General features: G+C 72.6%; 29 protein-coding genes. 21 read left to right on the forward strand and 8 right to left on the reverse strand.

The window, feature by feature from the left end; all coding sequences use genetic code 11:
- Position 1: 1 nt before the first annotated feature.
- From C2L58_RS21240 to mptB, 4 genes are read left to right on the forward strand one after another with little or no spacing between them, the layout of a single operon-like run.
- Complete coding sequence (locus C2L58_RS21240) at positions 2-1027, forward strand: ABC transporter permease (protein ID WP_103339333.1); 1026 nt, start codon at positions 2-4, stop codon at positions 1025-1027.
- Positions 1024-1920 carry an ABC transporter permease gene (locus C2L58_RS21245; protein WP_103339334.1) on the forward strand — a complete coding sequence of 299 codons (897 nt, stop codon included), beginning with the start codon at positions 1024-1026 and terminating at the stop codon, positions 1918-1920. Before C2L58_RS21240 ends, C2L58_RS21245 begins: the two co-directional genes overlap by 4 nt.
- The gene (nikE, locus tag C2L58_RS21250; protein ID WP_103339335.1) at positions 1917-3569 is read left to right on the forward strand and encodes a nickel ABC transporter ATP-binding protein NikE; all 1653 of its coding nucleotides are present in this window, start codon (positions 1917-1919) and stop codon (positions 3567-3569) included. The genes C2L58_RS21245 and nikE overlap by 4 nt, the downstream gene beginning before the upstream one ends.
- Positions 3570-3616: 47 nt before the next feature.
- A complete protein-coding gene (gene mptB / locus C2L58_RS21255; RefSeq protein ID WP_103339336.1) occupies positions 3617-5152 on the forward strand; it encodes a polyprenol phosphomannose-dependent alpha 1,6 mannosyltransferase MptB in 1536 nt (511 codons plus the stop codon).
- 41 nt (positions 5153-5193) lie between these two features.
- On the opposite strand, the gene C2L58_RS21260 is transcribed toward mptB, so the two are convergent.
- Genes C2L58_RS21260 through C2L58_RS21270 form a run of 3 tightly spaced genes read right to left on the reverse strand, consistent with a single transcriptional unit; the run spans position 5194 to position 8413 of the window.
- Positions 5194-5601, reverse strand: coding sequence for a TIGR03668 family PPOX class F420-dependent oxidoreductase (locus C2L58_RS21260; RefSeq protein ID WP_103339337.1), 408 nt, complete (start codon positions 5599-5601; stop codon positions 5194-5196).
- A complete protein-coding gene (locus C2L58_RS21265) occupies positions 5598-6497 on the reverse strand; it encodes a S66 peptidase family protein (RefSeq protein ID WP_103339338.1) in 900 nt (299 codons plus the stop codon). The genes C2L58_RS21260 and C2L58_RS21265 overlap by 4 nt, the downstream gene beginning before the upstream one ends.
- Complete coding sequence (locus C2L58_RS21270) at positions 6494-8413, reverse strand: prolyl oligopeptidase family serine peptidase (RefSeq protein WP_103339339.1); 1920 nt, start codon at positions 8411-8413, stop codon at positions 6494-6496. The genes C2L58_RS21265 and C2L58_RS21270 overlap by 4 nt, the downstream gene beginning before the upstream one ends.
- 77 nt (positions 8414-8490) lie before the next feature.
- Here C2L58_RS21270 and C2L58_RS21275 point away from each other — a divergent pair, with 77 nt between their 5' ends.
- The 7 genes from C2L58_RS21275 to C2L58_RS21305 all read left to right on the forward strand — a co-directional run bounded on the left by C2L58_RS21275 (position 8491) and on the right by C2L58_RS21305 (position 14094).
- Positions 8491-9069, forward strand: a complete 579-nt coding sequence (locus C2L58_RS21275) for a DUF3090 domain-containing protein (RefSeq protein WP_103339340.1) — start codon at positions 8491-8493, stop codon at positions 9067-9069.
- 2 nt (positions 9070-9071) lie between these two features.
- A complete protein-coding gene (locus C2L58_RS21280; protein ID WP_103339341.1) occupies positions 9072-9869 on the forward strand; it encodes an SCO1664 family protein in 798 nt (265 codons plus the stop codon).
- The gene (locus C2L58_RS21285) at positions 9854-10786 is read left to right on the forward strand and encodes an aminoglycoside phosphotransferase family protein (protein WP_103339342.1); all 933 of its coding nucleotides are present in this window, start codon (positions 9854-9856) and stop codon (positions 10784-10786) included. The genes C2L58_RS21280 and C2L58_RS21285 overlap by 16 nt, the downstream gene beginning before the upstream one ends.
- A 50-nt stretch (positions 10787-10836) precedes the next feature.
- Positions 10837-11649 (forward strand): DUF3097 domain-containing protein, encoded by an 813-nt coding sequence (locus C2L58_RS21290; RefSeq protein WP_103339343.1) that lies wholly within the window; start codon positions 10837-10839, stop codon positions 11647-11649.
- Between the two features lie 84 nt (positions 11650-11733).
- Positions 11734-12168 carry an NfeD family protein gene (locus tag C2L58_RS21295; RefSeq protein WP_103339344.1) on the forward strand — a complete coding sequence of 145 codons (435 nt, stop codon included), beginning with the start codon at positions 11734-11736 and terminating at the stop codon, positions 12166-12168.
- Positions 12165-12653, forward strand: coding sequence for an SPFH domain-containing protein (locus C2L58_RS21300; protein ID WP_103339345.1), 489 nt, complete (start codon positions 12165-12167; stop codon positions 12651-12653). The genes C2L58_RS21295 and C2L58_RS21300 overlap by 4 nt, the downstream gene beginning before the upstream one ends.
- Positions 12654-12741: 88 nt before the next feature.
- Entirely contained in the window at positions 12742-14094 is a 1353-nt protein-coding gene (locus C2L58_RS21305; RefSeq protein WP_369904229.1) for an SPFH domain-containing protein, read from the forward strand.
- Between the two features lie 62 nt (positions 14095-14156).
- Here the strand turns inward: C2L58_RS21305 and C2L58_RS21310 are convergent, their stop codons facing one another.
- Complete coding sequence (locus C2L58_RS21310) at positions 14157-15494, reverse strand: MFS transporter (protein WP_103339347.1); 1338 nt, start codon at positions 15492-15494, stop codon at positions 14157-14159.
- Between the two features lie 147 nt (positions 15495-15641).
- Here C2L58_RS21310 and C2L58_RS21315 point away from each other — a divergent pair, with 147 nt between their 5' ends.
- The 7 genes from C2L58_RS21315 (at position 15642) to C2L58_RS21345 (ending at position 20027) form a co-directional block, all read left to right on the forward strand.
- Positions 15642-15959, forward strand: a complete 318-nt coding sequence (locus C2L58_RS21315; protein WP_103339348.1) for a hypothetical protein — start codon at positions 15642-15644, stop codon at positions 15957-15959.
- Between the two features lie 40 nt (positions 15960-15999).
- Complete coding sequence (locus C2L58_RS21320) at positions 16000-16623, forward strand: acyl-CoA-like ligand-binding transcription factor (RefSeq protein ID WP_103339349.1); 624 nt, start codon at positions 16000-16002, stop codon at positions 16621-16623.
- Between the two features lie 88 nt (positions 16624-16711).
- Positions 16712-18235 carry an FAD-dependent monooxygenase gene (locus tag C2L58_RS21325; protein WP_103339350.1) on the forward strand — a complete coding sequence of 508 codons (1524 nt, stop codon included), beginning with the start codon at positions 16712-16714 and terminating at the stop codon, positions 18233-18235.
- A 26-nt stretch (positions 18236-18261) separates the two neighbouring features.
- Positions 18262-18648 (forward strand): VOC family protein, encoded by a 387-nt coding sequence (locus C2L58_RS21330; RefSeq protein WP_103339351.1) that lies wholly within the window; start codon positions 18262-18264, stop codon positions 18646-18648.
- The gene (locus C2L58_RS21335) at positions 18648-18968 is read left to right on the forward strand and encodes a metalloregulator ArsR/SmtB family transcription factor (RefSeq protein WP_103339352.1); all 321 of its coding nucleotides are present in this window, start codon (positions 18648-18650) and stop codon (positions 18966-18968) included. Before C2L58_RS21330 ends, C2L58_RS21335 begins: the two co-directional genes overlap by 1 nt.
- The gene (locus C2L58_RS21340) at positions 18965-19438 is read left to right on the forward strand and encodes an SRPBCC family protein (protein WP_103339353.1); all 474 of its coding nucleotides are present in this window, start codon (positions 18965-18967) and stop codon (positions 19436-19438) included. The genes C2L58_RS21335 and C2L58_RS21340 overlap by 4 nt, the downstream gene beginning before the upstream one ends.
- A complete protein-coding gene (locus tag C2L58_RS21345) occupies positions 19422-20027 on the forward strand; it encodes a TetR/AcrR family transcriptional regulator (protein WP_103339354.1) in 606 nt (201 codons plus the stop codon). Before C2L58_RS21340 ends, C2L58_RS21345 begins: the two co-directional genes overlap by 17 nt.
- On the opposite strand, the gene C2L58_RS21350 is transcribed toward C2L58_RS21345, so the two are convergent.
- Positions 20007-20783 carry an SGNH/GDSL hydrolase family protein gene (locus C2L58_RS21350; protein WP_199191351.1) on the reverse strand — a complete coding sequence of 259 codons (777 nt, stop codon included), beginning with the start codon at positions 20781-20783 and terminating at the stop codon, positions 20007-20009. The genes C2L58_RS21345 and C2L58_RS21350 overlap by 21 nt on opposite strands.
- 110 nt (positions 20784-20893) lie before the next feature.
- Here C2L58_RS21350 and C2L58_RS21355 point away from each other — a divergent pair, with 110 nt between their 5' ends.
- Both C2L58_RS21355 and C2L58_RS21360 read left to right on the forward strand, forming a co-directional pair.
- The gene (locus C2L58_RS21355) at positions 20894-21469 is read left to right on the forward strand and encodes a dihydrofolate reductase family protein (RefSeq protein ID WP_103339356.1); all 576 of its coding nucleotides are present in this window, start codon (positions 20894-20896) and stop codon (positions 21467-21469) included.
- Positions 21470-21540: 71 nt separating this feature from the next.
- Positions 21541-22215 (forward strand): class I SAM-dependent DNA methyltransferase, encoded by a 675-nt coding sequence (locus tag C2L58_RS21360; protein WP_103339357.1) that lies wholly within the window; start codon positions 21541-21543, stop codon positions 22213-22215.
- A gap of 298 nt (positions 22216-22513) precedes the next feature.
- On the opposite strand, the gene C2L58_RS21365 is transcribed toward C2L58_RS21360, so the two are convergent.
- The gene (locus tag C2L58_RS21365) at positions 22514-23023 is read right to left on the reverse strand and encodes a CGNR zinc finger domain-containing protein (RefSeq protein ID WP_103339358.1); all 510 of its coding nucleotides are present in this window, start codon (positions 23021-23023) and stop codon (positions 22514-22516) included.
- A gap of 25 nt (positions 23024-23048) precedes the next feature.
- Between C2L58_RS21365 and C2L58_RS49855 the strand changes: the two genes are divergently transcribed.
- Entirely contained in the window at positions 23049-23213 is a 165-nt protein-coding gene (locus tag C2L58_RS49855) for a hypothetical protein (protein ID WP_014467145.1), read from the forward strand.
- Positions 23214-23225: 12 nt separating this feature from the next.
- On the opposite strand, the gene C2L58_RS21370 is transcribed toward C2L58_RS49855, so the two are convergent.
- Complete coding sequence (locus C2L58_RS21370) at positions 23226-24260, reverse strand: site-specific integrase (protein WP_103339359.1); 1035 nt, start codon at positions 24258-24260, stop codon at positions 23226-23228.
- A gap of 9 nt (positions 24261-24269) precedes the next feature.
- On the reverse strand, positions 24270-25064 hold the full coding sequence (locus tag C2L58_RS21375; protein ID WP_103339360.1) for an alpha/beta fold hydrolase: 795 nt from the start codon (positions 25062-25064) through the stop codon (positions 24270-24272).
- Between the last annotated feature and the right edge of the window lie 9 nt (positions 25065-25073).

A 25073-nucleotide genomic window follows, 5' to 3' on the forward strand; every position in this document is an offset into this window, starting at 1 on the left:
CATGACCACCCCCGACCAGGCCGCGGTGCTCGTCGACCCCGACGAGCACCGCGGCGGCACCGGCACGGCCCGGTTCGTGCTCAAGAAGCTCCTCGAAGCGCTGATCAGCGTCGTGCTGGTGATCGTGCTGTTCTTCTTCCTCTTCCGGATGCTGCCCGGCGACGCGGTCGCCGCCATGACCCGCGACCACCCCACCAGCCCCCAGATGATCGCCGAACTGCGCGAAAAGATGGGCGTCGACAAGCCCGTGCTCGTCCAGTTCGGCAACTACTTCCGGGACCTGCTGCACGGCGACCTCGGCGAGTCCCGGCTGCTCAACAACGGCCGCCCGGTCGCCGACATGATCGGCGAACGGCTCTGGCCGACCATCCTGCTCGTCGGCAGCGCCACCCTGCTCGCCATCCTGCTCGGGCTGTGGCTGGGCATCCGCGCCGGCTGGCGCCGCGACAGCCTCTTCGACCGGACCCAGACCGGGCTCGCGCTGACCCTCTGGTCGGTCCCGCAGTTCTGGCTCGGCCTGATGCTGCTCGTGGTGACCAACGGCCTGTTCCCCAGCCGCGGCATGCACTCGCCGGACGCGGCCCCGGACTTCCTCTCCCAGACCCTCGACGTCCTGCACCACCTGGTGCTGCCGTGCGTGACGCTGGTGGCGGTGTTCTACGCCCAGTACATGCTGATCATGCGGTCGTCGCTGCTGGGGGAGATGAACGCCGACTACCTCACCACCGCGCGCGCCAAAGGCCTGCGCGACGACCTCGTCCGCCGCCGCCACGCCGTCCCCAACGCCCTGCTGCCCACCACCACGCTGGTGTTCATGCAGTTCGGTTCGGTGCTGGCCGGCGCGGTCACCGTCGAAGCCGTGTTCAGCTGGCCCGGCCTGGGCCAGCTGATCTACGACGCCCTGCACGGGCCCGACCTGCCGGTGCTGCAGGGCGTGTTCACCGTGCTGACCGGCGCGGTGGTGCTGATGAACCTGCTCGCGGAACTGCTCTACCGCGTGCTCGACCCCAGGGTGCGTACCTCATGACCACCGCCGAGACGCCCCGGCAGATCGCCTGGGCCCGTCGCCGCGCGTCGCTGGCCAGGTCCTGGCGGGAGTTCGCCGGCCAGCGCGGCGCGCTCGCCGGGCTCGTCCTGCTCGGGGTCACCGTGCTCGTCGCCCTGCTCCTGCCGCTGATCAGCGACGAGAGCGGCCTCGAGGTCACCAAGGCCACCGGGCAGCCGCTGTCCCCGCCGAGCGGCGAGTTCTGGCTCGGCACCGAAAACTTCGGCCGCTCGGTGCTGCTGATGACCGTGTGGGGCACCCGGATCTCCCTGCTCGTCGGCTTCTCCGCCGCGCTGCTGTCGGTGGTCATCGGCACCCTGATCGGCGTCGCCGCCGCCCACTTCGGCGGCTGGGTGTCGGCGACCCTGCTGCGGTTCACCGACTTCTTCCTGGTCCTGCCCTCGCTGATCCTCGCCATCGCGCTCTCGGCGGTGCTGCCCAAGGGCGTCGGCACGATCATTCTCGCCATCGGCCTCACCGCCTGGCCCGGTACCGCCCGGCTCGTCCGCTCCCAGACCCTCACCATCGAGAGCCGGTCCTACATCGAGCGGGCCCACGCCCTCGGCGGCGGCCACCTGCACATCATCGGCCGGCACGTCCTGCCCGGCGTGATGCCGCTGGTGCTGGCCAACACCACCCTCGTCGTCGGCAACGCCGTCATCGCCGACGCGACCCTGTCCTTCCTCGGCGTCGGCGACCCCAACTCCATCACCTGGGGCCTGGTGCTGGAAACCGCGCTCAACAACGGCGCCATCAGCCGGGGCGCCTGGTGGAACGTGCTCCCGCCGGGCATCGCCATCGTCCTTGTCGTCCTCTGCTTCACCCTGGTCGGCCGGGGCCTGGAGACCGTGTTCAACCCGAGGTTGAAGAAGTGACCACCCCGCTGCTGCAGCTCACCGACCTGAACGTCACCTACGCGGTGGGGGACACCGACGTGCCCGCCGTCCGCGGCGTCGGCCTCACCCTCGACCCCGGCGGCACCCTCGGCGTCGCCGGCGAGTCCGGCTCGGGCAAGTCCACCGTCGCGATGAGCGTGCTGCGGCTCCTGCCGCGCACGGCCAAGATCACCGGCGAAATCCTCCTCGACGGCGAAGACGTCACCACCATGAAGTGGGGACGCCTGCGCGCGGTCCGCTGGGCCGAGGCGTCGGTGGTGTTCCAGGGCGCCATGCACGCGCTCAACCCCGTCCGCAAGATCGGCGAGCAGATCGCCGAACCGCTCCGGCTGCACGCACCGGCCGGCAAGGCCCTCACCGACGCCGAGGCCGACAACCGCGTCGCCGAGCTGCTCACCCAGGTCGACCTGCCCCCGAGCCGGGCCGGCGCCTACCCCCACGAGCTGTCCGGCGGGCAGAAGCAGCGCGTCATGATCGCCATGGCCCTGGCCTGCTCGCCCCGGCTGATCATCGCCGACGAGCCGACTACCGCCCTCGACGTCATCGTCCAGGCCCAGGTCCTCGCCCTGCTCACCAAGCTGGTCGCCGAACAGCGCATCGGCCTGATCATGATCAGCCATGACCTGTCCGTGCTCGCCGCCACCTGCGAACGCATCGCCGTCATGTACGACGGGCAGATCGTCGAAGAAGGCCCCAGCGCCCAGGTGATGGGCTCGCCCCGCCACGACCACACGCGAGCGCTCGCCGCGGCGTTCCCCACGGTCGGCGACCCGGTGTCCCGCTTCGCGCCGGCCACCAGCAGCCCCCTCCCACCCGAACCCGCGGACCGCGCCCCCGCCGGCGAGCCGCTGCTGGCCGCCGAGAACCTGCGCGTGTCCTTCCGCGACCGCACCGGCAAGCGCATCGACGCCGTCGCCGGGGTGGACCTGACCGTGTCCCGCGACGAGATCGTCGCCCTCGTCGGCCAGTCCGGCTCCGGCAAGACCACCCTCGCCCGCACCCTGCTGGGCCTGCAGAAGCCCGACTCCGGCGTCGTCCGCTACGCCGGGAAACCCGTGCCCACCGGCGGGGCCGGGCTCAAGGCCTACCGCCGTCGGGTCCAGCTCGTCCTGCAGGACCCGACAAGTGCGCTCAACCCGGCCCACACCGTGTACGAGGCCGTCGCCGAAGGCCCGCGGATCCACCGGCTCGCCGACGAGCGGGCCGTCGTCCACCGGGCACTGGAAGCCGCCGAGCTGCGGCCCGCCGCCAAGTACGCCGACCGGCTCCCGCACCAGCTCTCCGGCGGCCAGCGCCAGCGCGTCGTCATCGCCGGGGCGCTGGCGCTCGAACCGTCGGTGGTGGTGGCCGACGAACCGGTCGCCTCCCTCGACGCCTCCGTCCGCGGCGAAATCCTGGCCCTGCTGCTGCGGCTGCGCCGTGAACTCGGCCTCGCCGCCCTGGTGATCACCCACGACCTGGGCCTGGCCTGGAACATCGCCGACCGCGTCGCCGTGATGTACCGCGGCGAGCTCGTCGAAACCGGGACCGTCGAGCAGGTCCTGCTCGACCCGCGGCACGAGTACACGAAGTCCCTCCTGGCCGCCCTCCCCGGCGGCACCCTCCAGCACCGCACCGTCGAAACCTGACACTGCGGGAACTCCGCAGGAGCGCAGTGTGTAATCTCCGAACGGAAATGGCGACCACCACCGACCCCGCACAGACGCCCTCGACCGGCCTGGCCGAGCGGCTCCGCGTGCCCTCGCGATTCCCCTACCGCACGATCGCGATGGGCACCGTCGGCAGCACCCTGCTGATGGTCGCCGCCCTCGGCGCCGGCGGCATCCTGATCTCCGACCCCGTGCTCGGCCACGGCCCGCTCTCGTGGGTCCGCTACGGCCACGGGCGCATGCTCGCCAACGCCGTCCTCTACACCGGCTTCGGCATGGTCGTCTGGGCGTGGGTCCGGCTCGGCCGCTACGTGCTGGCCGGCCGCATCGGCAGCCGCCCGATCCTGGTCGCCGCCGGCTGCTGGATGGCGCCGCTGCTGGTGTCGCCGCCGCTGTTCACCCGCGACGTCTTCTCCTACCTCGGCCAGGGCGCCCAGCTGCTCTACGGGCTCGACCCGTACGCCAACGGCCCCGCCGAGCTCGACGTGCTGCCGAACGTCGTGCAGAACGTCCACCCGCTCTGGCAGACCACCCCGGCCCCGTACGGGCCGCTGTTCCTGCTGATCTCCAAGGGCGTGGTCGCCACCACCGGCGACAACATGATCCTCGGCGTCATCCTGATGCGCGTCGTGCTGCTGGCCGGCCTGGCCGGGACGCTGTGGGCGCTGCCGCGGCTGGTCAAGCACCTCGGCGGCAAGCTCCCGGTCGCGCTGTGGCTCGCGGTGGCCAGCCCGATGATGGTCATCCACCTCTTCGGCGGCCCGCACAACGACCTGATGATGCTGGCGTTCCTCACCATCGGCGTCCTCGCCGCCCTCGAGCGCAAGCACGTGCTCGCGGTCGTCCTGGTCACGATCGGCATGCTGATCAAGCCCACCGCGGCGATCGCGCTGCCGTTCATCGTCTGGATGTGGGCCAACCACCTCACCGGCGAGTCGAAGGTCCGCAACTTCCTGCGCGCCGGCGCGGCCTCGGTCGGCCTGTTCCTGCCGGTGTTCGTCGCGGGCACGTGGATCTCGCTGGGTTCGCTCAACCTCGGCTGGTGGTCCGGGCTCAAGGCCCCGCAGCTCATCGCGAACTGGCTCAACATCCCCACCGGCATCGGCGAGGTGTTCTACAACCTGGTCCACCTGATCGTGGACGTCCAGGTCTCCCCGTTCGTGACGGTCGCCCGCGCGGCGGGCATGCTCCTGCTGATCGCCATCGGCGCCCGCCAGTGGTGGCTCGCCCGCGGCGGCGGCACGGAGGCGGTCTACCGCGCCGGGATCTCCCTCCTGGCGGTCGCGATCCTCATGCCGCCGACCCTGCCGTGGTACCTGACCTGGGGTTTCGTCCTGCTGTCGGCGTTCAAGTGGCAGCCGCGCCACTTGGCGCTCGTGGTGGCGGTGTCGGTGTTCGTGACCCTCGTCTACTACCCGACAGGCGAGCAGGCGCTCTACGACTGGTGGTTCATCGCCGGAGTAATCCTGGCGAGCCTGTACGCGGCGGCGTCGCTGCTGCGCCCGGACCCGCTGGGCATCATCGACGCCTGGCGCCGCCCGGAGAAGTTCCTCCGCGACTGACCCTCGTGAGTGGTAAGGCGGGTTAGAACCCGCCTTACCACTCACGACCCGGCCCACCCGCGCCATGTGTGGACGTCCGTCACCACCACCGCGTGCTCCGGCGGCCGCTCCGCGTACTGCTCGTACTTGGCCACCAGCCACGACACCGGCTCCGCATCCGGCGGCAGCACCCGCGCGGTGCCGTCCGCGCGGGCCCACCACAGCCGGGACCAGTCCTCCGAATAGCCGTCGGCCAGGAAGCACACCGCGGGATTCGACTCGATGTTGCGCAGCCGCCGCAACGCCACCGAAGACTTCGGCTTGTGGTCCACCGCGAACACGACGACGTCGTCCCGCACCGCGAACGTCACGGGCACCAGGTGCGGCACCCCGTCGGCTGACACCGTCGCCAGCCGGGCCACCCGGGCCGCGGCGAACCGGTCGCGGGCCTCCGCCGAAGAAAGTTTCACGTCAGCGCGGGGGAGTCGAACGTCAGCGTCCCCAGGTCCGCGTCCAGCGTCACCGGCACCCCCAGCGGCAACGTCGGTGACGACGCCACGTGCCCGAACCCGAACTCCTCCACCAGCGGCACCCCCAGCGGCCCCAGCCGGTCCAGTACCAGCGCCCGCACGTCCGCCGGAGCCCCGCACGCCGCCCACGAACCCAGGACGATCCCGCGCACCCCGGCGAACCAGCCGCTGCGCAGCAGCTGCGTCAGCATCCGGTCCAGCCGGTACACGCTCTCCGTCACGTCCTCCAGCAGCACGATCGCGTCCCGCGCCGACCCGTGCTCCGGCGTCCCGATCCCCGCCGCCAGCAGCGACAGGTTCCCGCCCGTCAACACCCCCGACGCCCGGCCCGGCACCAGCGCCGACCCGCCGCGCACCACCAGCGTCCGTTCCGGCTCGAACAGCGAACGCCGCAGGTGCTCGACCGCGAAGTCGTCGAACAGCACGCTCGCCGGCATCGGGGAGAACAAACTGGACAGTCCCAAGTGGACGTTCACCGCCCGGTGCAGCGCGGTGATGTCCGACGACCCGGCCAGCACCTTCGGGCCTGCCGCCCGCAGCGCCGCCCAGTCCACCAGGTCCAGCATCCGCTGCACGCCGTAGCCGCCCCGCGCCGCCAGCACGCACCGCACCCCGGGGTCCAGCCACGCCTCGGTGAACTCCGCCGCCCGCGCGGCGTCGGCACCGGAGAGGTACGGCGGCGAGCCCGGCTCCGCCCGCACGCACGGCCCGACCCGCACCTCCAAGCCCCAGCCGCGCAGCACCGGCAGCGCCTTCTCCAGCAGGTCCGCCGGCACCGGCCCGGCCGGCGCCACCAGCGCCAGCGTGTCGCCGGCCCGCAACCGAGGCGGCCTCACCGGGACAGCTCCAGCCGCGCCACAGCCGGCGTCTCGAAGCCGAACACCTGGCCGTAGAAGGACAATTCCGCCTCCAGTGCCGCCACGATCGTCGCCGCCTGCCGGAACCCGTGCTGCTCCCCGGCGAACCGCTGGTAGGCGTACGGGATCCCGCGCCCGGCCAGTTCGGCCACGAACCGGTCCGCCTGCTCCGGCGGGCAGATCCGGTCCTCCAGCCCCTGCTGGAACAGCACCGGCCCGGCCAGCCGCCCGACGTTCGCCAGCGGCGAGCGCTCCACGTACCGCTGCCGCGTTTCCGGCAACGGCCCGACCAAACCGTCCAGGTACCGCGACTCGAAGTCGTGCGTGTCGCCCTCGGTCCCGGTCCACCCGGCCAGGTCCAGCACCGGGTACATCACCGTGCCCGCCCGGTAGGTCTTCGTCGTCGTCAGCGACGCCGCCGCGGTGAACCCGCCCGCGCTGCCGCCACGGATCCCCAGCCGGTCACCGTCGGCCAGTCCGGCCGCCACCAGCGCCTCGGCCACCGCTACGCAGTCGGCGACGTCCACCACGCCCCACTGCTCCCGCAGCCGCTCCCGGTAGGCGCGCCCGGACCCCGTCGACCCGCCGTAGTTCACCGCCGCCACGCCGATGCCGCGGCTGGTGAAGTACGCGATCTCCAGGTCGAGCACGGGGAAGCGCTGCCCGGTCGGCCCGCCGTGGACGTCCACCAGCAGCGGCGGTAGCTCACCCTCGGGCGCGGCGAAGTCGGGGTTCCGCGGCGGGTACAGCACCACCGGCACGGTCTCGCCGTCGGCCGTGCTGAACACCCGCTCCTGCGGCACCGGCAGGAACGCCGAAGGCAGCTCCGGCTGCGGCGTCAGGTCCGTCACCGCGCCGTCGAGGGAAACGCGCACCACGGCGGACTCCCGGGCCGGCCCGCCCGCGACGCCCACGACCGTGTCGCCGGCCACCGCGAGCCCCGTCGAAGACCAGGCCGTCAGCTCGCCGGCCACCGGCGCCACGGTGCCGTCCTGCTCGTCGAGCACCGCCAGCCGGCCCGAGGACAGCACCGCGTGCCGCCCGCCGCCCAGCGGCGCGAACCACCGCGAGCCCGTCTTCCACAGCGGCCCGCCCAGTTCCTGCTCGACCGGCGCCAGGTTCACCACCGAGCCGTCCAGGCCGACGCGGTGCAGGTTCCACCAGCCGCCGGGGTCCATCAGCGCCAGCAGCGTCGCCGGCGTCTCCCACTCGACCTGGCACACCGAGACGTCCACGCCACCGGCCAGCACCCGGTGCGGCCCGAACGAGCCGTCGGCGGCGACCTCGGCCACGCACAGGTCGGTGCCGTCCCACGGCATCAGCGGGTGGTCCCAGCCGAACCAGGCCGCGTGCCGCCCGTCCGGCGACAGCTTCGCCACGGTCAGGAACCGGTGGCTCGCGCCCAGTACCCGCTCGCCGCCGCCGTCCACGGCGATCGCCACCAGTTCACGCTCGATGTCGGTCGGACGCGGCCCGGTGCCGCGCTCGCGGACCGCCCACACCTCACCCGGCCGCCCGGCCCGCAGATCGCCGTAGCGGACCCCCTGCGGCTCCGCGGGCGACGGCGTGAGCGCCACCACGCCGATTTCGCTCTGCGCGTACACGCGCTGATCAGCCCAGTGCGTGAACACCACGGAACCCCCGGCGGCCGCCCACGGCCGCCCGCCGTACTCGTGCAGCCGGTTGCGGACGTTCCACGGGGCCGGCAGCACGTCCTCGGTACCGCCCGGCACCGCCCGGACCAGCGCGACCCGGCCCTGCTCAGCCGGTCGCGCCTCGGCCCACCACACCTCGTTCCCGACGACGTCGAGCCACTGCGGGCCGCCACCGGCGGCGGCGACTTCGGCGGCGGTGATGGGCGAGGACCACGTTCCGTACAGGGAGATCCGAGACACCCCCCGAGGCTAGCGGCCCGCGAACGGTGGGGCGGCGGATGCCGATCATGCGCCGGTGGCCTAGGGTCGTCAGTGCTATGTCTCGCGTAATCCACGTCTTCCGCCAGCCGGATCGGTTCGTCGCCGGCACCGTCGGCGAGCCCGGCGATCGCACGTTCTACCTCCAGGCGTCGGAGGACGTGCGCACCATCAGCGTCACCATCGAAAAACAGCAGGTCGTCGTCCTCGCGGAACGGCTGAGCTCGCTGCTGGAGGAGGTGGCCAGCCGGTTCGGCGCCGACGTCCCCGACGACGCCCCCGACGACCTCGTCGACCTCGACCCGCTCACGGTGCCGGTCGAGGAGGAGTTCCGCGTCGGCACCATGGGCCTGGGCTGGGACGCCGACAGCAGCGCCGTCGTCATCGAGCTGCTCGCCATCACCGAGGGCGAGGTCGACGAGACGGTCGTGCTCGACGACACCGAAGAGGGCCCGGACGCCGTCCGCGTCTTCCTCACCCCGGCCGCCGCCCGCGCCTTCGCCGAGCGGGCCGACCGCGTCGTCAACGCCGGCCGCAAGCCGTGCCCGCTCTGCGCCGAGCCGCTCGACCCCGCCGGGCACATCTGCCCCCGGCAGAACGGCTACCGGCGCGAAACCGACGCGGGCGAAGAAGACTGACCATGGCGACCGACCCCGCCGACCCCGCGTCCCGCGAACTCGTCACCCACGGCCGCATCGACGTCGAAGGCCGGCTGGTCGACGCCTCCAACGTCACGCTCTTCTGCGCGATCGAGCTCGACGGCGTCACCGGCCGGGTCGTCTACAAGCCGGTGTCGGGGGAGCGGCCGCTGTGGGACTTCCCCGACGGCACCCTGGCCGGGCGCGAGGTCGCCACGGCGCTCATCGCCGACGCCGCCGGCCTCGGCGCGATCCCGCCGACCGTGCTGCGCGACGGCCCGTTCGGCCCCGGCATGGTCCAGCTGTGGGTCGAAACCACCGAAGACGACCTGGTGGAAGTCCTGCCGCCCGACGACGTCCCCGACGGCTGGCGGTCGGTGCTGCACGCCCACGACCGGCTCGGCGAGCCCGCGGTCCTCGCCCACGCGAACCACCCCGGGCTCCGCGACCTCGCCGTGCTTGACATCGTGGTGAACAACACCGACCGCAAGGGCGGGCACCTCCTGCCCGGCGTCGACGGTCGCGTCTACGGCGTCGACCACGGCATCTGCCTGCACACCGACCCCAAGCTGCGGACCGTCCTGTGGGGCTGGATCGGCGAGCCGCTGCCGCCGGACACCGTCGAGAAGCTGCGTAAGCTGCGCTCGGAGCTCGACGGCGGCCTCGGCCAGACCCTCGCCGGGCACATCACCAAGTTCGAGATCCGGGCCCTGGCCGACCGCACCGACGTCCTGCTCGCCGAGGGCATCTTCCCCGAACCGGGCGACGACTGGCGCGCCATCCCGTGGCCCCTCTTCTGATCGACGACGCCGCCCGGGCCCGGCTCGTCGACCGCTTCGGCGCGGAACTCGCCGAGCCGTGGTGCGACGCCCTCCCGGACCTCGTCGCCCGCCTGACCGCCAGGTGGGGGCTGACCGTCCGCGAGGCCCTGCCCGGCAACACCGGCCGCACCCTGCTGTGCACCGGCCCCGGCGGCGACCTGCGGGTCCTCAAGCTCACCCCGGACCCGGAAGTCGCGCGGCTGGAGCTCACCGGGCTGCGCGCCTGGGCCGGCCGCTCCCGCGTCGTCCAGGTCCTCGACGCCGACCTCGACGCCCACGCGATCCTGCTCGAAGGCCTGGTCCCGGGCACCGAGCTGACGGGGCGCGCGATCCCGTGGGCGCAGCTCGGCGAGCTGCTCGACCAGCTGCACTCTGTTGTTCCAAGCGGGGTTGTTCCAAGCGGGGGTGATCCAAGCGGGGCCGGGCCCCGTGGCGAGTTCCGGCGGCTGGCCGAGGGCATCGAGTTCATCTTCGACCTCTCCGAACGCCGTCGCCTTGAGTCCGCGGCCGCCGCGCACATGAGCGCCGACGTGCTGGCCAAGGGGCGCGAGCGGGCGCTGGCGCTGGCCACCAGCGGGCCGGTCACGCTCATCCACGGCGACCTCCACCCGGCCAACGTCCTCGACGCCGGGCCGGACCGCGGCATCGTGGCCATCGACCCGCGGCCGGGGCTCGGCGACCCGTCCCTCGACGCCGTCGACTTCGTCTTCGTCCCGATGGCCGCCGGCGGCACCATCGACGACGGCATCGCCGCCCTCGCCCCGCACGTGACCGGCTTCGACGCCGAACGCGTGCGCGCCTGGTGCGTCGCGATGGCCCCGCTGGTCGCGCTCGCGCCGTTGCGCCGCGGCGAGCCGACGCCGTTCACCGACGCGGTCCTGGAACTGGCCCGCTGACGGCGTGGCATGCCCCGCCCGGGCCGCTGCCGCCGCTAAGTTCCCAGGTCGTGCGCTCCCACTCCTATGACGACGTACTCGCCGGCCGCCGCCGCAAGAAGGTGCCGGAGGTTCCCGCCGAGCGCGGTCTCGTGGTCGAAGACCCGGCCAGCGGCTACTGCGGCGCCGTGGTGAAGATCGAGTACGGCAATGTCGTGCTCGAGGACGCCAAGGGCCGCCACCGCGTCTTCCCGCTCGTCCCCGCCGGGTTCCTCCTCGAAGGCAAGCCGGTCACGCTGGTGCCGGTCAAGACGGTGAAAGCGCCGGTCAAGCAGGTGTCGGCGTCCGGGTCGGTGAAGGTGCAGGGCCTGCAGGCCCGCGTGGCCCGCGACTCGCGCATCTGGGTCGAAGGCAAGCACGACGCCGAGCTCGTCGAACGCGTCTGGGGGCACGACCTGCGCGTCGAAGGCGTCGTCGTCGAACCGCTCGACGGCGTCGACGTGCTCGCCGACCGGATCGCCGAGTTCGGCACCGGCCGCGGCCGCCGCCTCGGCGTCCTGGTCGACCACCTCGTGCCCGGCAGCAAGGAGTCGCGGCTGGTCGAGGCCGTCCACGACGAGAACGTGCTGGTCACCGGCCACCCCTACATCGACGTCTGGGAAGCCGTCCGCCCGGCGGCCGTCGGCATCGAGGCGTGGCCCAAGATCCCGCGCGGCATCGAGTGGAAGCAGGGGATCTGCGACGCGCTCGGCTGGGGGCAACCTTTCGAAGGCTGGCAGCGTGTCCTGAGCGGGGTGAGCAGTTTCCGCGACCTCGAGACCCCGCTCATCGGGGCGGTCGAACGGCTCATCGACTTCGTCACCGAACCGGCGGAAGAGGGCTGAATGTCTGAATTGTCCAAGGTCACGCGAAGGTTACGTCCCGTCACCGCGCCGGTGCGAACCGGCGCGATCTGAGAGCATGAAGCCATGTCTTGGGCTCTGGTCTGGTTGATCGTCGGGATCGCCCTGGTGATCGCCGAAGTCGTCTCCGGCGACTTCGTGCTGGTCATGCTGGGCGTCGCCGCGCTGTTCGGCGCCGGTGCCGAGGTCCTCACCGGGAACCTGGTCATCGACGTCGCCGTGTTCGCCGTCGCCTCGGTCGGCATGCTCCTGCTGGTCCGCCCCGCGCTCAAGCGGCGCCTGCTCTCCGGCCCGGCCCACCACACCGGCATCGACGCGCTGATCGGCGCCCGCGCGGTGGTCGTGTCCACAGTAGACTCCGAAACGGGTCAGGTGAAGCTGGCCGGCGACGTCTGGTCGGCGCGCAGCATGTCGGCGCACCTCCCGCCCATCGCGCCCGGCACCTCGGTCACGGTCGTCGAGATCTCCGGCGCCACCGCCGTCGTGTCGGACGAACCGTGAGCCTCGGGCTCGTCATCGTCGGCGAGGGCCACGCCGCGGTGCTCGAACGCGGCGGGCAGTTCCGCGGCGTGCTCGGCCCCGGCCGCCACTTCGTGCTCCCGTTCGCCGACCGGGTCCGCGCCCGCCTCGACCTCCGTGACCAGATCCTCTCGGCCCCGCCCCGCCCGGTCGAAGCCGGCGACGGGCGCGAGGTCCTCATCGGCTTCGAGGTCGTCTTCGCGATCACCGACCCGCGCCTGGCCACCTACGAAATCTCCGCCCCGGCACTCGCGATCGAGCAGCTGGCCCGCACCGCGCTGCGGCAGGAAGCCGGCCTGACCACAGCCGAGCGCGCCGTCACCGCGCCCGGGGACCTGCACCGTACAGTGTGGACAGTCCTGCACGACACCACCGGCCGCTGGGGCATCACCACCAAGGAACTGCAGCTCGCGGTGAGCCCGCCCGCTGCACCCACAACGCCGTCAACCGCGCAAGAATGGTACTAGGTAAGGGGAAATTCTCTTGACCGGATTTGTGATCGGCCTGGTCATCGCCTTGGCCTTGCTCGTGATCATCACGATCGCCAAGGCGGTCATGGTGGTGCCGCAGGCGCAGTCGGCCGTGATCGAGCGGCTCGGCCGGTTCCGCACGGTCGCCTCGCCCGGCCTCAACATCCTCGTGCCGTTCCTGGACAAGGTGCGCGCCCGGATCGACCTGCGCGAGCAGGTCGTCTCGTTCCCGCCCCAGCCGGTGATCACCGAGGACAACCTGACGGTGTCGATCGACACGGTCGTGTACTTCCAGGTCACCGACTCGCGCGCCGCGGTGTACGAGATCTCCAACTACATCGTCGGTGTCGAGCAGCTGGCCACCACCACGCTCCGCAACGTGGTCGGTGGCATGAGCCTCGAGCAGACCCTGACCTCCCGCGACTCCATCAACACCCAGCTGCGCGGCGTGCTGGACGAGGCGACCGGCCGGTGGGGCATCCGCGTGGGCCGCGTCGAGCTCAAGGCGATCGACCCGCCGCCCTCCATCCAGGACTCGATGGAGAAGCAGATGCGCGCCGACCGGGAAAAGCGCGCCATGATCCTCACCGCGGAAGGTCAGCGGGAGTCCGCCATCAAGACCGCGGAAGGCCAGAAGCAGAGCCAGATCCTCTCCGCCGAAGGTGCCCGCCAGGCGACCATCCTCGCGGCCGAGGCCGAGCGGCAGTCCCGCATCCTGCGCGCCCAGGGTGAACGGGCCGCGCGCTACCTGCAGGCGCAGGGCCAGGCGAAGGCGATCGAGAAGGTGTTCGCCGCGATCAAGGCCGGCCGCCCGACCCCCGAGGTGCTGGCCTACCAGTACCTGCAGACGCTGCCGCAGATGGCGCAGGGCGACGCGAACAAGGTCTGGATGATCCCCAGCGACTACGGCAAGGCCCTCGAAGGCTTCGCCCGCGCGCTCGGCGCCCCCGGCGACGACGGCGTCTTCCGCTACGAGCCGCCGAAGGACGACGACGTCCCGGCCAAGCCCGACCTCGAGGACGAAGAAGTCTCCAGCTGGTTCGAGACCAAGAGCGACCCGAAGGTCGCCGAAGCCGTCGCGGCCGCGGAAGCGGTGGCGCGCAAGGAGGTCCCGGCCATCGGGTCGCCCTCCTCGCCGCCCGCGCGGCCGTCGATCCCGCGCCCGGCCCAGCAGCAGCCCGAACCGCCGGCCGACGAGGACCGCGGCACCGAGGTCACGCCCGCGCCGCAGCAGCCGCCGACACCCCAGGGCGGCCAGCCCGCGCTGCCCCAGCCGCAGGCCCCGGCCGGTCCGCCGCCAGGCGGCCAGTACCAGGGCCCGCCGCCGCAGGCTCCGCCCCCGGGCCAGTTCGGCGGCCCGCAGCAGCAGAACCCCGGCACCGGCCCGTTCCCGCAGCAGCCCCCGTTCGGCGGCCCCCAGGGCGGCCCGCGCCGCTGACCTTCACCCGATAAGGGGCCTCCCACCGATGCGGTGGGAGGCCCCTCGTCCCGTGTGTCGTCTCAGGTGCGCTGGTAGATGCTCGCGTCGTCGATGTCGGCCTTCGAGCGGTCCTTCAGGAAGATCACGCACAGCACGGTGACCACCGCGGACAGGATGATGTAGCCGGAGATCGCGTACGGCGTCCCGGTCTGGTGCAGCAGCCACGTCGCCAGCAGCGGCGCCGGGCCGCCCGCGAACACCGAGGCCAGCTGGTAGCCGAGCCCCGCACCGCCGTAGCGCAGGTGCGTCGGGAAGCTTTCGCCGATCAAGGCCGCCTGCGGTCCGTATTGGAGCGCGTGCGGGACGAAGGACACGACGACCGCGACGAACACCAGCGCGTGGCTGCCGTGCGCCAGGATGGTGAAGTACGGGAACGCGATCAACCCGGTCAGCACCGCCCCGCACAGGTAGACCCGTTTGCGGCCGAAGGTGTCCGAAAGGGACGAGAACAGCGGGATCAGCGCCAGCTCGCACGCGGCCCCGACGAGAACCGCGTTGAGCACGAAGGTCTTGCTGAACTCGTGCCGCGACACGACGTAGATCAGCACGTAGCTGGTGAACAGGTAGAAGGGCATCTGCTCGCTGAACCGGACGCCGGCCGAGAGCAGGATTTCCCGCCAGTGGTGCCGGATCGCGTCGAGCACGGGTGTCCGCGCGGTCTGCCGGTTCTCGACGAGCTTCGCGAACATCGGCGTCTCGAGGATCTTCAGCCGGATCACCAGGCCGACCCCGACGAGCACCAGGCTGAGCAGGAACGGGATCCGCCAGCCCCAGGAGTCGAACGCGTCGGGGGAGAGCGTCGCCGACAGCAGCGTCATCCCGCCGGTGCCCAGCACCAGCCCGACCGGGACGCCGATCTGCGCGAAACTGCCGAGCAGCCCGCGTTTGCGCTGGTCGCCCCATTCCATGGCGAGCAGCACCGAGCCGCTCCACTCACCGCCGATGGCGATGCCCTGCACCAGCCGCAGCAGCACCAGGATCAGCGGGGCGGCGACCCCGATCGCCGACGTCCCGGGCAGCATCCCGACGACGCCGGAGGAGATGCCCATCAGCAGCAGCGTGACGATCAACGTCGCCTTCCGCCCGATCCGGTCACCCCAGTGCCCGAAGATGGCCGCCCCGACCGGCCGCGCGGCGAACCCGACCGCGTAGGTGGCGAACGACTGCATGGCGCCGGCGTAGGCGCTCGACGCGGGGAAGAACAGGTGCGGGAAGACCAAGGCCGCCGCGGTGTTGTAGAGGAAGAAGTCGTACCACTCGATGGTCGTGCCGACCGCGCTCGCCAGCGCCGCCCGCCGTACCTGCACCTTGCTGCTCGGTGCCACCTTGTGAGTGACGCTGTTGTCGCCCAGAACCATCTCGCAACACCTCCGGTGACCGATGTCACACAACAGTGTGACGCCCGTGGACGGTTTCGGCGATCGATGACACGTTTCTCGTCCGGTCGGTGACGGAGCGCCGGAAAATCGGGGGCGCGCGGGGATCGCCATCTTTACGCTCGAGCCATGCCACGCCGGATCATGTACCTCCAGCTCAAGACGGGCTACAACACCGACCGGGGCCCGTCGTGGATCGCCTGGGTGCGGTTCTCCAGGACCTGGCGGACCGCGTACGTGCACGGCCGCGAGCTGCGCCGGTGGCCCGGCCTGTTCGACGCCAATTTCCTCGACGTCGAGACCGGCGAGCGGTTCTGGCTGTCCGGGCCGAAGCGGGACCGGACCGACGGCCGCTACAGCAACGCCCGCCCTCTCGTCGAGAGCGACGCCGCCGCCCGCTACGACGCCTTCCTCGCCGGCGCGCCCGCCATCAAACTTGCTGACTAGGCAACTTTGCAGATTCGGCAAACTTCGGTACCTTGAGGTCATGGACACCGACCGAGCCGGCCTTCGTGATCGCAAGAAGCAGCAAACGCGTATCGCGCTGAGCTGGGCGGCGATCCGGCTGACCGTCGAACGCGGCTTCGACAACGTCCGGATCGAAGACATCGCCGCCGAAGCCGGGGTGTCCACCCGGACCTTCAGCAACTACTTCGGCAGCAAGGGCGAAGCCATCGTCGCCCGTCACCACGAGCGGGCGCGGGCCATCGCCGCCGCGCTGCGCGAACAGCCGGCCGGGGTGCCGATCTGGGACGCCATCACCCAGGCCGCGCTCGACGGGTTCGCGCTCGGCGAACCGGTGCCCGATGGGCGAGGCGCGACCCCGGAGTGGATCGAAGGGCTGCGGCTGATGGTCGCCGAGCCCACCCTGCAAGGCGAGTTCCAGAAAGCCGGCGCCGCGGGCGAAGCCGAGTTCGCGCTCGCCGTCGCCGAACGCACCGGCACCGACGCCACCCGGGACGTCTACCCGCGGCTCTTCGCGGGCGTCATCGGCGCCGCGCTCAACGTCGTCACCCAGCAGTGGCTCGCCGCCGAACCGCAGACGTCGCTCGAAGAGGTCCTGCGGGACGTCTTCGGCCGGCTCGCCGCCGGCCTGCCCGAACCCCGCTGAATCCCGTCCGAAGAGCGCCCGCACGCCGGGCTGCTTCGCCCTGCCCGAAAACAGCTTCGCCCTGCCCGAAAACAAAAGGAGTCCCGCCATGGAAGACGTCGTCATCGCCGGAGCCGGCCCCAACGGCCTCATGCTCGCCTGCGAACTCGCCCTCGCCGGCATCCGCCCGCTGGTGCTGGAACGGCTGCCCGAACCGACCGCCGAAAACCGCGCCAACGGACTCGTCGGGCAGGTCGTCCGTCTCCTCGACCGCCGCGGGCTGCACGAGCGGCTGGCCGGTCCGATCGGGCCGCCCTCGCCGGCGTTCGTCTTCGGCGCGCTGCGCCTGGACCTCACCCTCGCCGAGCACAACCCGCTGAACATCCTCGGCGTGCCGCAGCGCCGCATCGAAGCGGTGCTCAACGAGCGCGCCGCCGAACTCGGCGTCGAGGTCCGGCGCGGGCACGAGCTCACCGGCATGACCCAGGACGCCGACGCGGTCACCGCCGACGTCACCGGTCCCGAGGGCGGCTACCGGCTCACGACGCGGTACCTCGTCGGCGCGGACGGCGGCCGCAGCGCCGCGCGCAAGCTCGCCGGCATCGGCTTTCCCGGCGTCACCGAAGACCGCACCGTGTCCCGCACCGCCAACGCCACCGTGCCGGCGGAATTCGTCGACGCGGCATCCGGCGGCTTGCGCGTGCCGGGCCACGACGTCATCCCGCCGTTCTTCCACTACCGCACCGAAACCGGCCTGTTCGTTTACGCGCCGTTCCCGACCGGCACGCTCGTCACCACGATCGAGTGGACCGACGAGGAGGAAACCGGCGACGAGCCCCCGATGACCCTCGACGAGCAGCGCGCGAGCATCGAGCGGGTCCTCGGCTTCGTCCTGCCCATCGGGCCGCCGGAAGGCGACGGGCCCCACCTGCTGCGGCGGCTGCGCGGCCGCAACACCCGGCTGGCCGAGAAGTTCCGCGAAGGGCGGGTCCTGCTGGTCGGCGACGCCGCCCACGTCCACTCCGCCATCGGCGGTCCCGGGCTCAACCTCGGCCTGCAGGACGCTGTCGGGCTCGGCTGGAAGCTCGCCGCCACCCTGCACGGCTGGGCGCCCGAAGGCCTGCTGGACACCTACGAGAGCGAACGCCGCCCGGTCGCCGAGCGCGTGGTCATGCACACCCAGGCCCAGTCCGCGCTGATCACGCCGGGCGGCGACGTCACCGCGCTGCGCGAGCTGTTCGGCGAGCTGCTGCGGCTCCCGTCCACGGTGCAGCACATCGCGGACCTGATGACCGGCGCGGACATCCGGTACGCCCCGGCCACCGACCACCCGCTCGACGGCCGCTGGGCCCCCGACCTCGTCCTGGCCGACGGGACCCGGCTCGCCGAGCTGACCCCGACCGCCCGGCCACTGCTGCTGGACTTCACCGGTTCGCTCGGCGACGAGCTGCGCGGCTGGACCGACCGCGTCGACCTCGTTCCCGGGCACGCCGCGGGCGACGCGACCGCGCTGCTCATCCGGCCCGACGGCTACCTCGCCTGGGCGACCAGTGCGACGGAGCCGGACGACACCGAACGGAAGGCCCTGCGCTCCGCCCTCGAACGGTGGTTCGGCCAGCCCCTTGACGTGTAGGAGATCTCCTACGTATTGTCGGCGGCATGACGATCACCCACGTGCAGTTCCTGACCCTGCCGGTAGCCGACCACGCCCGAGCGCGGGACTTCTACGTGGGCAAGCTCGGCTTCGAAGCGCTCGTCGACCGTCGCACACCCGAGAGCGGCCGGTTCGTGATGGTCGCGCCGAAGGGGGCGAAGACCGGCGTGGTCCTGACCGATCAGCAGGTGACCGGCATCGAACCGGGTCCGCGGCACTTCCAGCTGCAGAGCACCGACGTCGACTCCGACGTCGCCGCGCTGCGGGCGGCGGGGGTCGAGGTCGCCGAGCCGCAGGCGCAGCCGTGGGGCCGGGCGACGTCGTTCACCGACCTCGACGGCCACACGATCGGCCTGCTCGAGCCGTCGGACTTCGGCGCCGTGCCGCGCTGATGCCGGTCAACGACGACGTCTTCGCCGCGCTGGCCAGCCCGGCCCGGCGCGAAGTGCTGCGGCTGCTGCTCGACGGCCCGATGGCCGCCGGTTCGATCGCGGAACGGTTCGACATGGCCCGGCCCAGCCTCTCGGAACACCTGCGGGTGCTGCGCGAGGCGGGCCTGGTCACCGAGCAGCGCCAGGGCCGCAACCGCGTCTACCGGCTCGACGCGGCCCCGCTGGAAGAAGTCGCGGACTGGCTGACGCCGTACGAGCGCTTCTGGCGCACCAAGCTCGCCAACCTGCGCGATCTGCTGGACGAGGAGGAAGACGGGTGACCGACGACGACCCGAGGGCGGTCCACGTCGACCAGTTCCTCGCCCACCCGGCCCGCAAGGTGTGGCGCGCACTGACCGAGCCGGAGCTGCTCGAGCGCTGGCTGAACATGCCCAACGACATCAAGCCCGTGGTGGGCCACCGCTTCGAGCTGCTGGCCGAGCCGGTGCCCGCGGCCGGGTTCGCCGGCGGCCCGGTGGCGTGCGAGGTCCTGGAGGTCGAGCCCGAGCGCAGGCTCAGCATCCGCTGGGGTCCGCAGTGGACGGTCACCTGGCGGCTCGAACCGGAGGGCACCGGCACCCGGCTGTTCCTCAGCCACGAAGGCTTCGACCCGGACGACGAGTTCCAGCGCGTCTCCCGCCGGATCATGGGCGGCGGCTGGCGCTCGCACGTCCCGCGGGCGCTGGCGCGGTTGCTGGACGTGCTGCCCGATCCGGCCCCGTTACGATCGGCTGGTGAACGCCGCCGCTGACCCCGCCGAGTCGAAACCGCTGCGTGCCGACGCCCGGCGCAACCGGGCCCGCGTGCTGGAGGCGGCCGAGAGCGTGTTCGCGGCCAAGGGCACCGGAGCGCCGACCGAGGAGGTCGCGCGCGTCGCCGGCGTCGGCATCGGCACGGTGTTCCGGCACTTCCCGACGAAGGAGGCGCTGCTCGAAGCGGTGCTCTTCGCGCGGCTGAGCCGGTTCGTCGAGGAGGTCGAGACGGCGGTGGCCGCGGAGTCCGCCGATCCGGGCAGCGCGTTCTTCACGTTCCTCACCAGCTGGGTCGAGATGTCGAGCGCGAAGAACGCCTACTTCCAGGCCCTCACCGCGGCCGGGGTCACGGTCCCGGTGGCGAAGTCCGACATCGGCGCGCGGCTGCTGACGTCGCTCGGCGTGCTGCTTTCGCGGGCGCAGCAGGCGGGCGCGGTCCGGGAGGACCTCGTCGTCGGCGAGCTGATCCCGGTGATCATCGGCGTCGCGCGGGCCGCCGAGTACGCCGGCCCGGACGCGACCCTGCGCGACCGGGCCAGGGAAATCCTCTTCGACGGTCTCCGCCCGTCAGCGGGGGATCGGCGCTGACTCCACCAGCGCGAGCACCGGGCGCTTCGCGGTGAGCGTGTCGCCGGAGGACTCGCCCCTCACCCGGCGCCGCACCCACGGCAGCGCGTGTTCCCGCGCCCACTGCAGGTTCTGGGTCCGGCGCGCGGCCGGGCTCAGCACCACACGCGGCGCCGGTTCCGGGTTGACCAGCGGATGCTCCACGTCGAGGACCCGCAGCACCTCGATGGCGACCTCGGTGTGCCCGAGCGCGTTGAGGTGCAGGCGGTCCGGCGCCCAGAACCGGCGGTCGCACAGCTGCCGCATCGACCACAGGTCGACCAGCAGCGCGTCGTGGCGGGCCGCGATGCCGCGCACGAGCTCGTTGTAGATGGCCACCCGGCCGCGGATCGCGCGGAACAGCGGGTCCTCGACGCCGTCGACCCCGGTGAACAGGATGAGGCGGGCGCCCGTCGCCCGGATCCGGGCGACGGCGGTTTCGTAGCCGGCGAGCATCGCGTCGATGTCGACCTTGGGCCGCATCAGGTCGTTGCCGCCGGCGTAGAGGGTGACGAGATCGGGGTCCATGGCCAGCGCGGGCTCGAGCTGCTCGCCCAGGATCTGCGGCAGCAGCTTGCCGCGGATGGCGAGGTTGGCGTACCGGAACTCGGGCTCGCGCGCGGCGAGCTGCTCGGCGACGCGGTCGGCCCAGCCGCGCACCCCGTTCGGGGCGGCGGGGTCGTCGTCACCGACGCCTTCGGTGAACGAGTCCCCCAAAGTCACTAAGCGCTTGCTCATGTGTCCAGTGTAGGCAAGCCGCGGAAGCAAATTCCGGAGGCCTGTCGGATCCAGCCGATGGTGTTCGTAGCAGGGGTGACAGGCCACCCGCTTCCTCGAGGAGACACACCATGACCGCCACCTACACCTTCGACGTCTTCTCCACGCTGGACGGCTTCGCCAACCACAGCGGCGACTGGGGTGGCTACTGGGGCAAGCAGGGCCCCGGGTTCCTCGCCCACCGCGCCGCCGCCTACCGCGATCCCCTGCGCATGGTGCTGGGCGCCAAGACCTACGCGTCGAACGCGCCCTTCCTGGCCCCGGGCTTCGACCGTGCCCGGTTCGACGAGTGGATCACGCGCATGTTCGCCGCCCCGGTGACGGTGCTCTCCGGCCGGCTGACCCAGCCGCTCGACTGGCCGGGCACGACGATCGAGCCCGGCGACCCGGTCGAGGCGGTCAGGCGCCTCAAGGCGGGGTCCGATGTGCCCTTGCGCTCCCACGGGAGCCTGACCCTCAACCGGGCGCTGCTGAACGCCGGCCTGGTCGACACGATCGAGGTGACGGTGTTCCCGGTGCTCTCCGGCAAGACCGGCGTGGACCGGGTCTTCGACGGCGTGGCCGACTTCGACCTCGAGCTGCTCGAAGCCCGCACCTTCGACGGCCACACGCAGGTGCTGACCTACCGGCCGGCCCGGCACGGCTGACCGGCACCGGTCAGTTCCGCCGGGCGCGGAATCCGTGGACCGTGGCACCCGGGGCCCGGTACACGGGAAGGGTGACCGACTACGACGCGATCGCCGACTGGTACGAAACCACGCTCGTCCCCAGCTGGCGGGCGGACCCGTTGGAGTTCGAGCCCACGCTGCGGGAGCTGCTCGGGCCGGGCACGGGACCGTGCCTCGAGCTGGGCTGCGGCACCGGCGCCCACGCCGGGCGGATCCGGGAGCTCGGCCGCACCCCGCTCGGCGTCGACGTCTCCGCCGGGATGCTGCGGCACGCGGCCGCGCGGTTGCCGGTCGCGCGAGGTGACGCCACGGCGCTGCCGGTCGCCACCGGGACGCTGCCCGCCGTCGTCGCGATCATGGTCCACACCGACATGCCCGCCTACCCCGCGGTGCTGCGCGAAGCGGCCCGCGTGCTGGTCCCGGGCGGGGTGTTCGTGCACGTCGGCGTGCACCCGTGCTTCTGCGGCGGCTTCGCCGACCGCACCGACGGCCACGCCGTCGTCATCCGGCCCGGCTACCGGGAACCCGGCTGGACCATGGAGTCGTGGACCGACCAGGGCCTGCGGGACAAGGTCGGGGCCACCCACCTGCCGTTGCCCGCGCTGCTGGGCGCGGTCCTCGACGCGGGGCTTATGTTCGAGCGGTTCGCCGAAGGCGGCGCACCCACACCGACGGTCTTCGCCTGGCGCGCGAGAAAGCCTTACGCCGAACGAACCAACGGCTGACCTGGCGATCCGGCTCGCTATGCTCCCGCGATGACAGGCACGGCCCGCCCGCCCGCCCGGCAGCCACCCGCACATCGGATGCGGCGTTGCGCGACGGCCGGCTCGATCTGGCCGAGTACGCCGCGCACGCTGGGCCGGCACAGAGGCGGCCTCAAGTCGATCACCACCTTGACGCTGCCCCACGGCAAGCACCGGCGGCCGGGACAACAAGGCCCGGGTGCGGGATCCGCGGGACGGTTCGCCGCGGTACCCCGCCGGGACTGGCCCGGACGCGGCGGCAGTACGTGGGACCACCGTCCTAGGCGCTGATCTGCCGCGCCCGGTGCTCGGCGACGTGCACCCGAGTCGCACACCGCGTCGAGCAGAACCGGCGACGGCCGTTGCGCGAAGTATCGACGTACGCCGTTTCGCAGCTTTCGCGGCCGCAGATGCCCAGGCGGTCCGGGGCCTCGCACACCAGGTGGGCCAGCCCGCCCGAGGTGTACGCGCGGACCCGGCCGACCGGACCCGCGTCCTCGGCCGAGTAGTGCAGGTGGGGTGGCTTGCCGTCGTGGGTGGTGATGTACGGGCGGCAGGCCGCTTCGGCCAGCAGCTCGTTGACCAGCTCGGGGCGCGCGCCGGGGTCCGCGGCGAACACCGGCCGCAGCCGGGCGGCCCACGCGCCGATCAGGGCCGCTTCGGTGTCGGTCAGGGCCGGGATGGCCATGCCGTTGCGGACCATTCCGGCGAGGAGCTCGCTCGCGGAGCCGGCGTTGACCAGGTCGGCGGCCACCAGCGCGGCCGGGCCGCCGTAAGGGTTGAAGTGCACTGAGTCATTACAGCAGGATCGAGGCATGGACCGGAACCGTTGCCCCCGCTGCGGCTGGCCGCTCGCCGAACTCCCGGCGGCCGCGTCCCAGCCCGTCACCCGCCGCCTCGACTACGTGCGCTGCGTCTGCGGCAGCTGGCTCGCCCGCTGGGACGGCGAAGTCGTCGGCGCCACCCGATCCGCGCCGTGACGCGGCCGTGGCTCAGAGGTCGAGCGCGCCCGCCGCGTTGTCGTTCCACTGGTCGACACGGCGGATGTACTCGTACAGCGCCCGGCTGCCGCGCACCCAGCGGCCCTGGTCGGCGATCGCCAGGTCGTCGGCTCCGGCGCGACGCGCCTCGGTGGCGAACCCGGACCGCAGGGAGTGCCCGGTCACCGGGTACGGCAGGCCCGCCCGGACCCCGGCCCGGGTGAGGATCTGGTTGACGCCGGTCGTGGTCAGCGCGGGCTCGCCGACGTTGCCGTGCCGGTCGACGCGGCGGAACGCCGGCCCTTCGGCGATCCCCGCGCCCGACCGCCACGCGTGCCACGCCCGCACCGGGTCGGTGTCGGGGCTCGCGCGTCGCGGGACGACCATGTCGCCGGTGCTCTTGCCGTGCCGGACCGTCACCGCCAGGCCCCGGTTGTCGACCGGCTGCACGTCGGTGACCAGCAGGTTCGCCAGGTCGGAGCAGCGCGCGGCGATCGGGAAGCCGATCAGCAGCATCGCCCGGTCGCGGGCGCCGGCCAGGGTGTCCGGGCACGCTCGGGACATTGCCCGCAGGTCGGCGAGGGTGACCATGGTGGCCTTGCCGCGGCCGCGCTGGACGCCTTCCCGGGCGAGGCGCTGCCGGTACCCCTTCAACGCCCGCCACGCCGCGCGGCTCGCTTCCGGATCGACGACGACCTGGTGGTGCCGCAGCCCGGCCAGCGCCCCGGTGAGCCGCCGTTCGATCGTCGACGGTGCCGCCGGGGCGGCCCGTTCGGGCACCTCGGGCACGGCTCGTTCGCCGGGCCGCAGCGTACGTCCCCGTTCCAGCCACACGACGAACCCGGTCAGCGCCCCGATCGACGCCGACAGCGGCGGGATCCCGGCTTCGGCGGTGTAGTCCTGCCACACCTGCCAGTCCTGGGCGTAGGCCTTGAGCGTGTTCGGCGGCCGCTGCTCGTCGACGTGCCGGGCGGCCGCGGCGTCCAGCAGCGCCAGCCGCTCCTGCGGGCCGAGCGCGGCGTCGATCACCGGTTCCAGGTCGGGCACGCGCCGAGGTTACGGGATGTCGATCTCCGCGGGCAGGAACCGGGCCAGAGCGTCGGCCACCGCGTCGGGACGTTCCAGCGTCTGGATGTGCGGCGCGCCGCCGACGACCTCGAACTTCGCGCCCCCGCCGCCGATCCGGCCGGCAATGGCGGCCATCCCGTCGACCGGGATCGACGCGTCCGCCTCGCCGGCGAGCGCCAGCGCCGGTGCGGGGAAGTCGCGAAGGCGTTCGTAGACGTCCAAACCGCCGTACCCGCGCCAGATCGACGCCCACGTCCGCGGATCGAACGACGCCAGGCACTCGCGGGCGTACCGCACGCCGCCGGTGCCGGCGGCCAGGGCGCCGGGGCTGAACCAGCGTTCCAGCGTCGGCTCGATCAGCGGGGTCATCCCGGCGGTCTCGGCGAGCCGCGCGCGCTCCTCGAAGGCTTCGGGCGCCGGCTGGTCGGGCGCGGCCAGCACGGTCAGCGACGCGAAGCGGCCGGGCGCGGCCACGGCGGCGGTCTGCGCGATCGCCCCGCCCAGGGACAACCCGGCGACGTGGGCGGTGTCCAGCTCGAGCGCGTCCAGCACGGCCAGCAGATCGGCGGCGGTGGCCGTCATCGTGAACGGCAGCGGGGCACCGGCGGCGGAACCGTGGCCCCGGACGTCGTAGGCGAACACGCGCCGGCCTTCGGCGAGGCGGTCGAGCACCGGGTCCCACATCCGCCGGTCCAGGCCGAGGGAGTGGACGAGCACCACGGCGGGTCCGCGGGTGCCGCGGGCGGTCACCGTCGTCTCGTGGTCGGAGGCGGCGATCTTCATGCCTTGATC

The organism is Amycolatopsis sp. CA-126428, assembly GCF_002904335.1.
Lineage (GTDB): Bacteria > Actinomycetota > Actinomycetes > Mycobacteriales > Pseudonocardiaceae > Amycolatopsis.

What these genes read in the sequence shown, in the direction of transcription:
- C2L58_RS21240 (WP_103339333.1), top strand. Translation starts at nt 2, where the DNA reads ATGACCACCCCCGACCAGGCCGCGGTGCTCGTCGACCCCGACGAGCAC.
- C2L58_RS21245 (WP_103339334.1), top strand. Translation starts at nt 1,024, where the DNA reads ATGACCACCGCCGAGACGCCCCGGCAGATCGCCTGGGCCCGTCGCCGC.
- mptB (WP_103339336.1), top strand. Translation starts at nt 3,617, where the DNA reads ATGGCGACCACCACCGACCCCGCACAGACGCCCTCGACCGGCCTGGCC.
- C2L58_RS21275 (WP_103339340.1), top strand. Translation starts at nt 8,491, where the DNA reads ATGTCTCGCGTAATCCACGTCTTCCGCCAGCCGGATCGGTTCGTCGCC.
- C2L58_RS21280 (WP_103339341.1), top strand. Translation starts at nt 9,072, where the DNA reads ATGGCGACCGACCCCGCCGACCCCGCGTCCCGCGAACTCGTCACCCAC.
- C2L58_RS21295 (WP_103339344.1), top strand. Translation starts at nt 11,734, where the DNA reads ATGTCTTGGGCTCTGGTCTGGTTGATCGTCGGGATCGCCCTGGTGATC.
- C2L58_RS21305 (WP_369904229.1), top strand. Translation starts at nt 12,742, where the DNA reads ATGGTGGTGCCGCAGGCGCAGTCGGCCGTGATCGAGCGGCTCGGCCGG.
- C2L58_RS21310 (WP_103339347.1), bottom strand. Translation starts at nt 15,494, where the DNA reads ATGGTTCTGGGCGACAACAGCGTCACTCACAAGGTGGCACCGAGCAGC.
- C2L58_RS21315 (WP_103339348.1), top strand. Translation starts at nt 15,642, where the DNA reads ATGCCACGCCGGATCATGTACCTCCAGCTCAAGACGGGCTACAACACC.
- C2L58_RS21320 (WP_103339349.1), top strand. Translation starts at nt 16,000, where the DNA reads ATGGACACCGACCGAGCCGGCCTTCGTGATCGCAAGAAGCAGCAAACG.
- C2L58_RS21325 (WP_103339350.1), top strand. Translation starts at nt 16,712, where the DNA reads ATGGAAGACGTCGTCATCGCCGGAGCCGGCCCCAACGGCCTCATGCTC.
- C2L58_RS21330 (WP_103339351.1), top strand. Translation starts at nt 18,262, where the DNA reads ATGACGATCACCCACGTGCAGTTCCTGACCCTGCCGGTAGCCGACCAC.
- C2L58_RS21335 (WP_103339352.1), top strand. Translation starts at nt 18,648, where the DNA reads ATGCCGGTCAACGACGACGTCTTCGCCGCGCTGGCCAGCCCGGCCCGG.
- C2L58_RS21350 (WP_199191351.1), bottom strand. Translation starts at nt 20,783, where the DNA reads ATGAGCAAGCGCTTAGTGACTTTGGGGGACTCGTTCACCGAAGGCGTC.
- C2L58_RS21355 (WP_103339356.1), top strand. Translation starts at nt 20,894, where the DNA reads ATGACCGCCACCTACACCTTCGACGTCTTCTCCACGCTGGACGGCTTC.
- C2L58_RS49855 (WP_014467145.1), top strand. Translation starts at nt 23,049, where the DNA reads ATGGACCGGAACCGTTGCCCCCGCTGCGGCTGGCCGCTCGCCGAACTC.
- C2L58_RS21375 (WP_103339360.1), bottom strand. Translation starts at nt 25,064, where the DNA reads ATGAAGATCGCCGCCTCCGACCACGAGACGACGGTGACCGCCCGCGGC.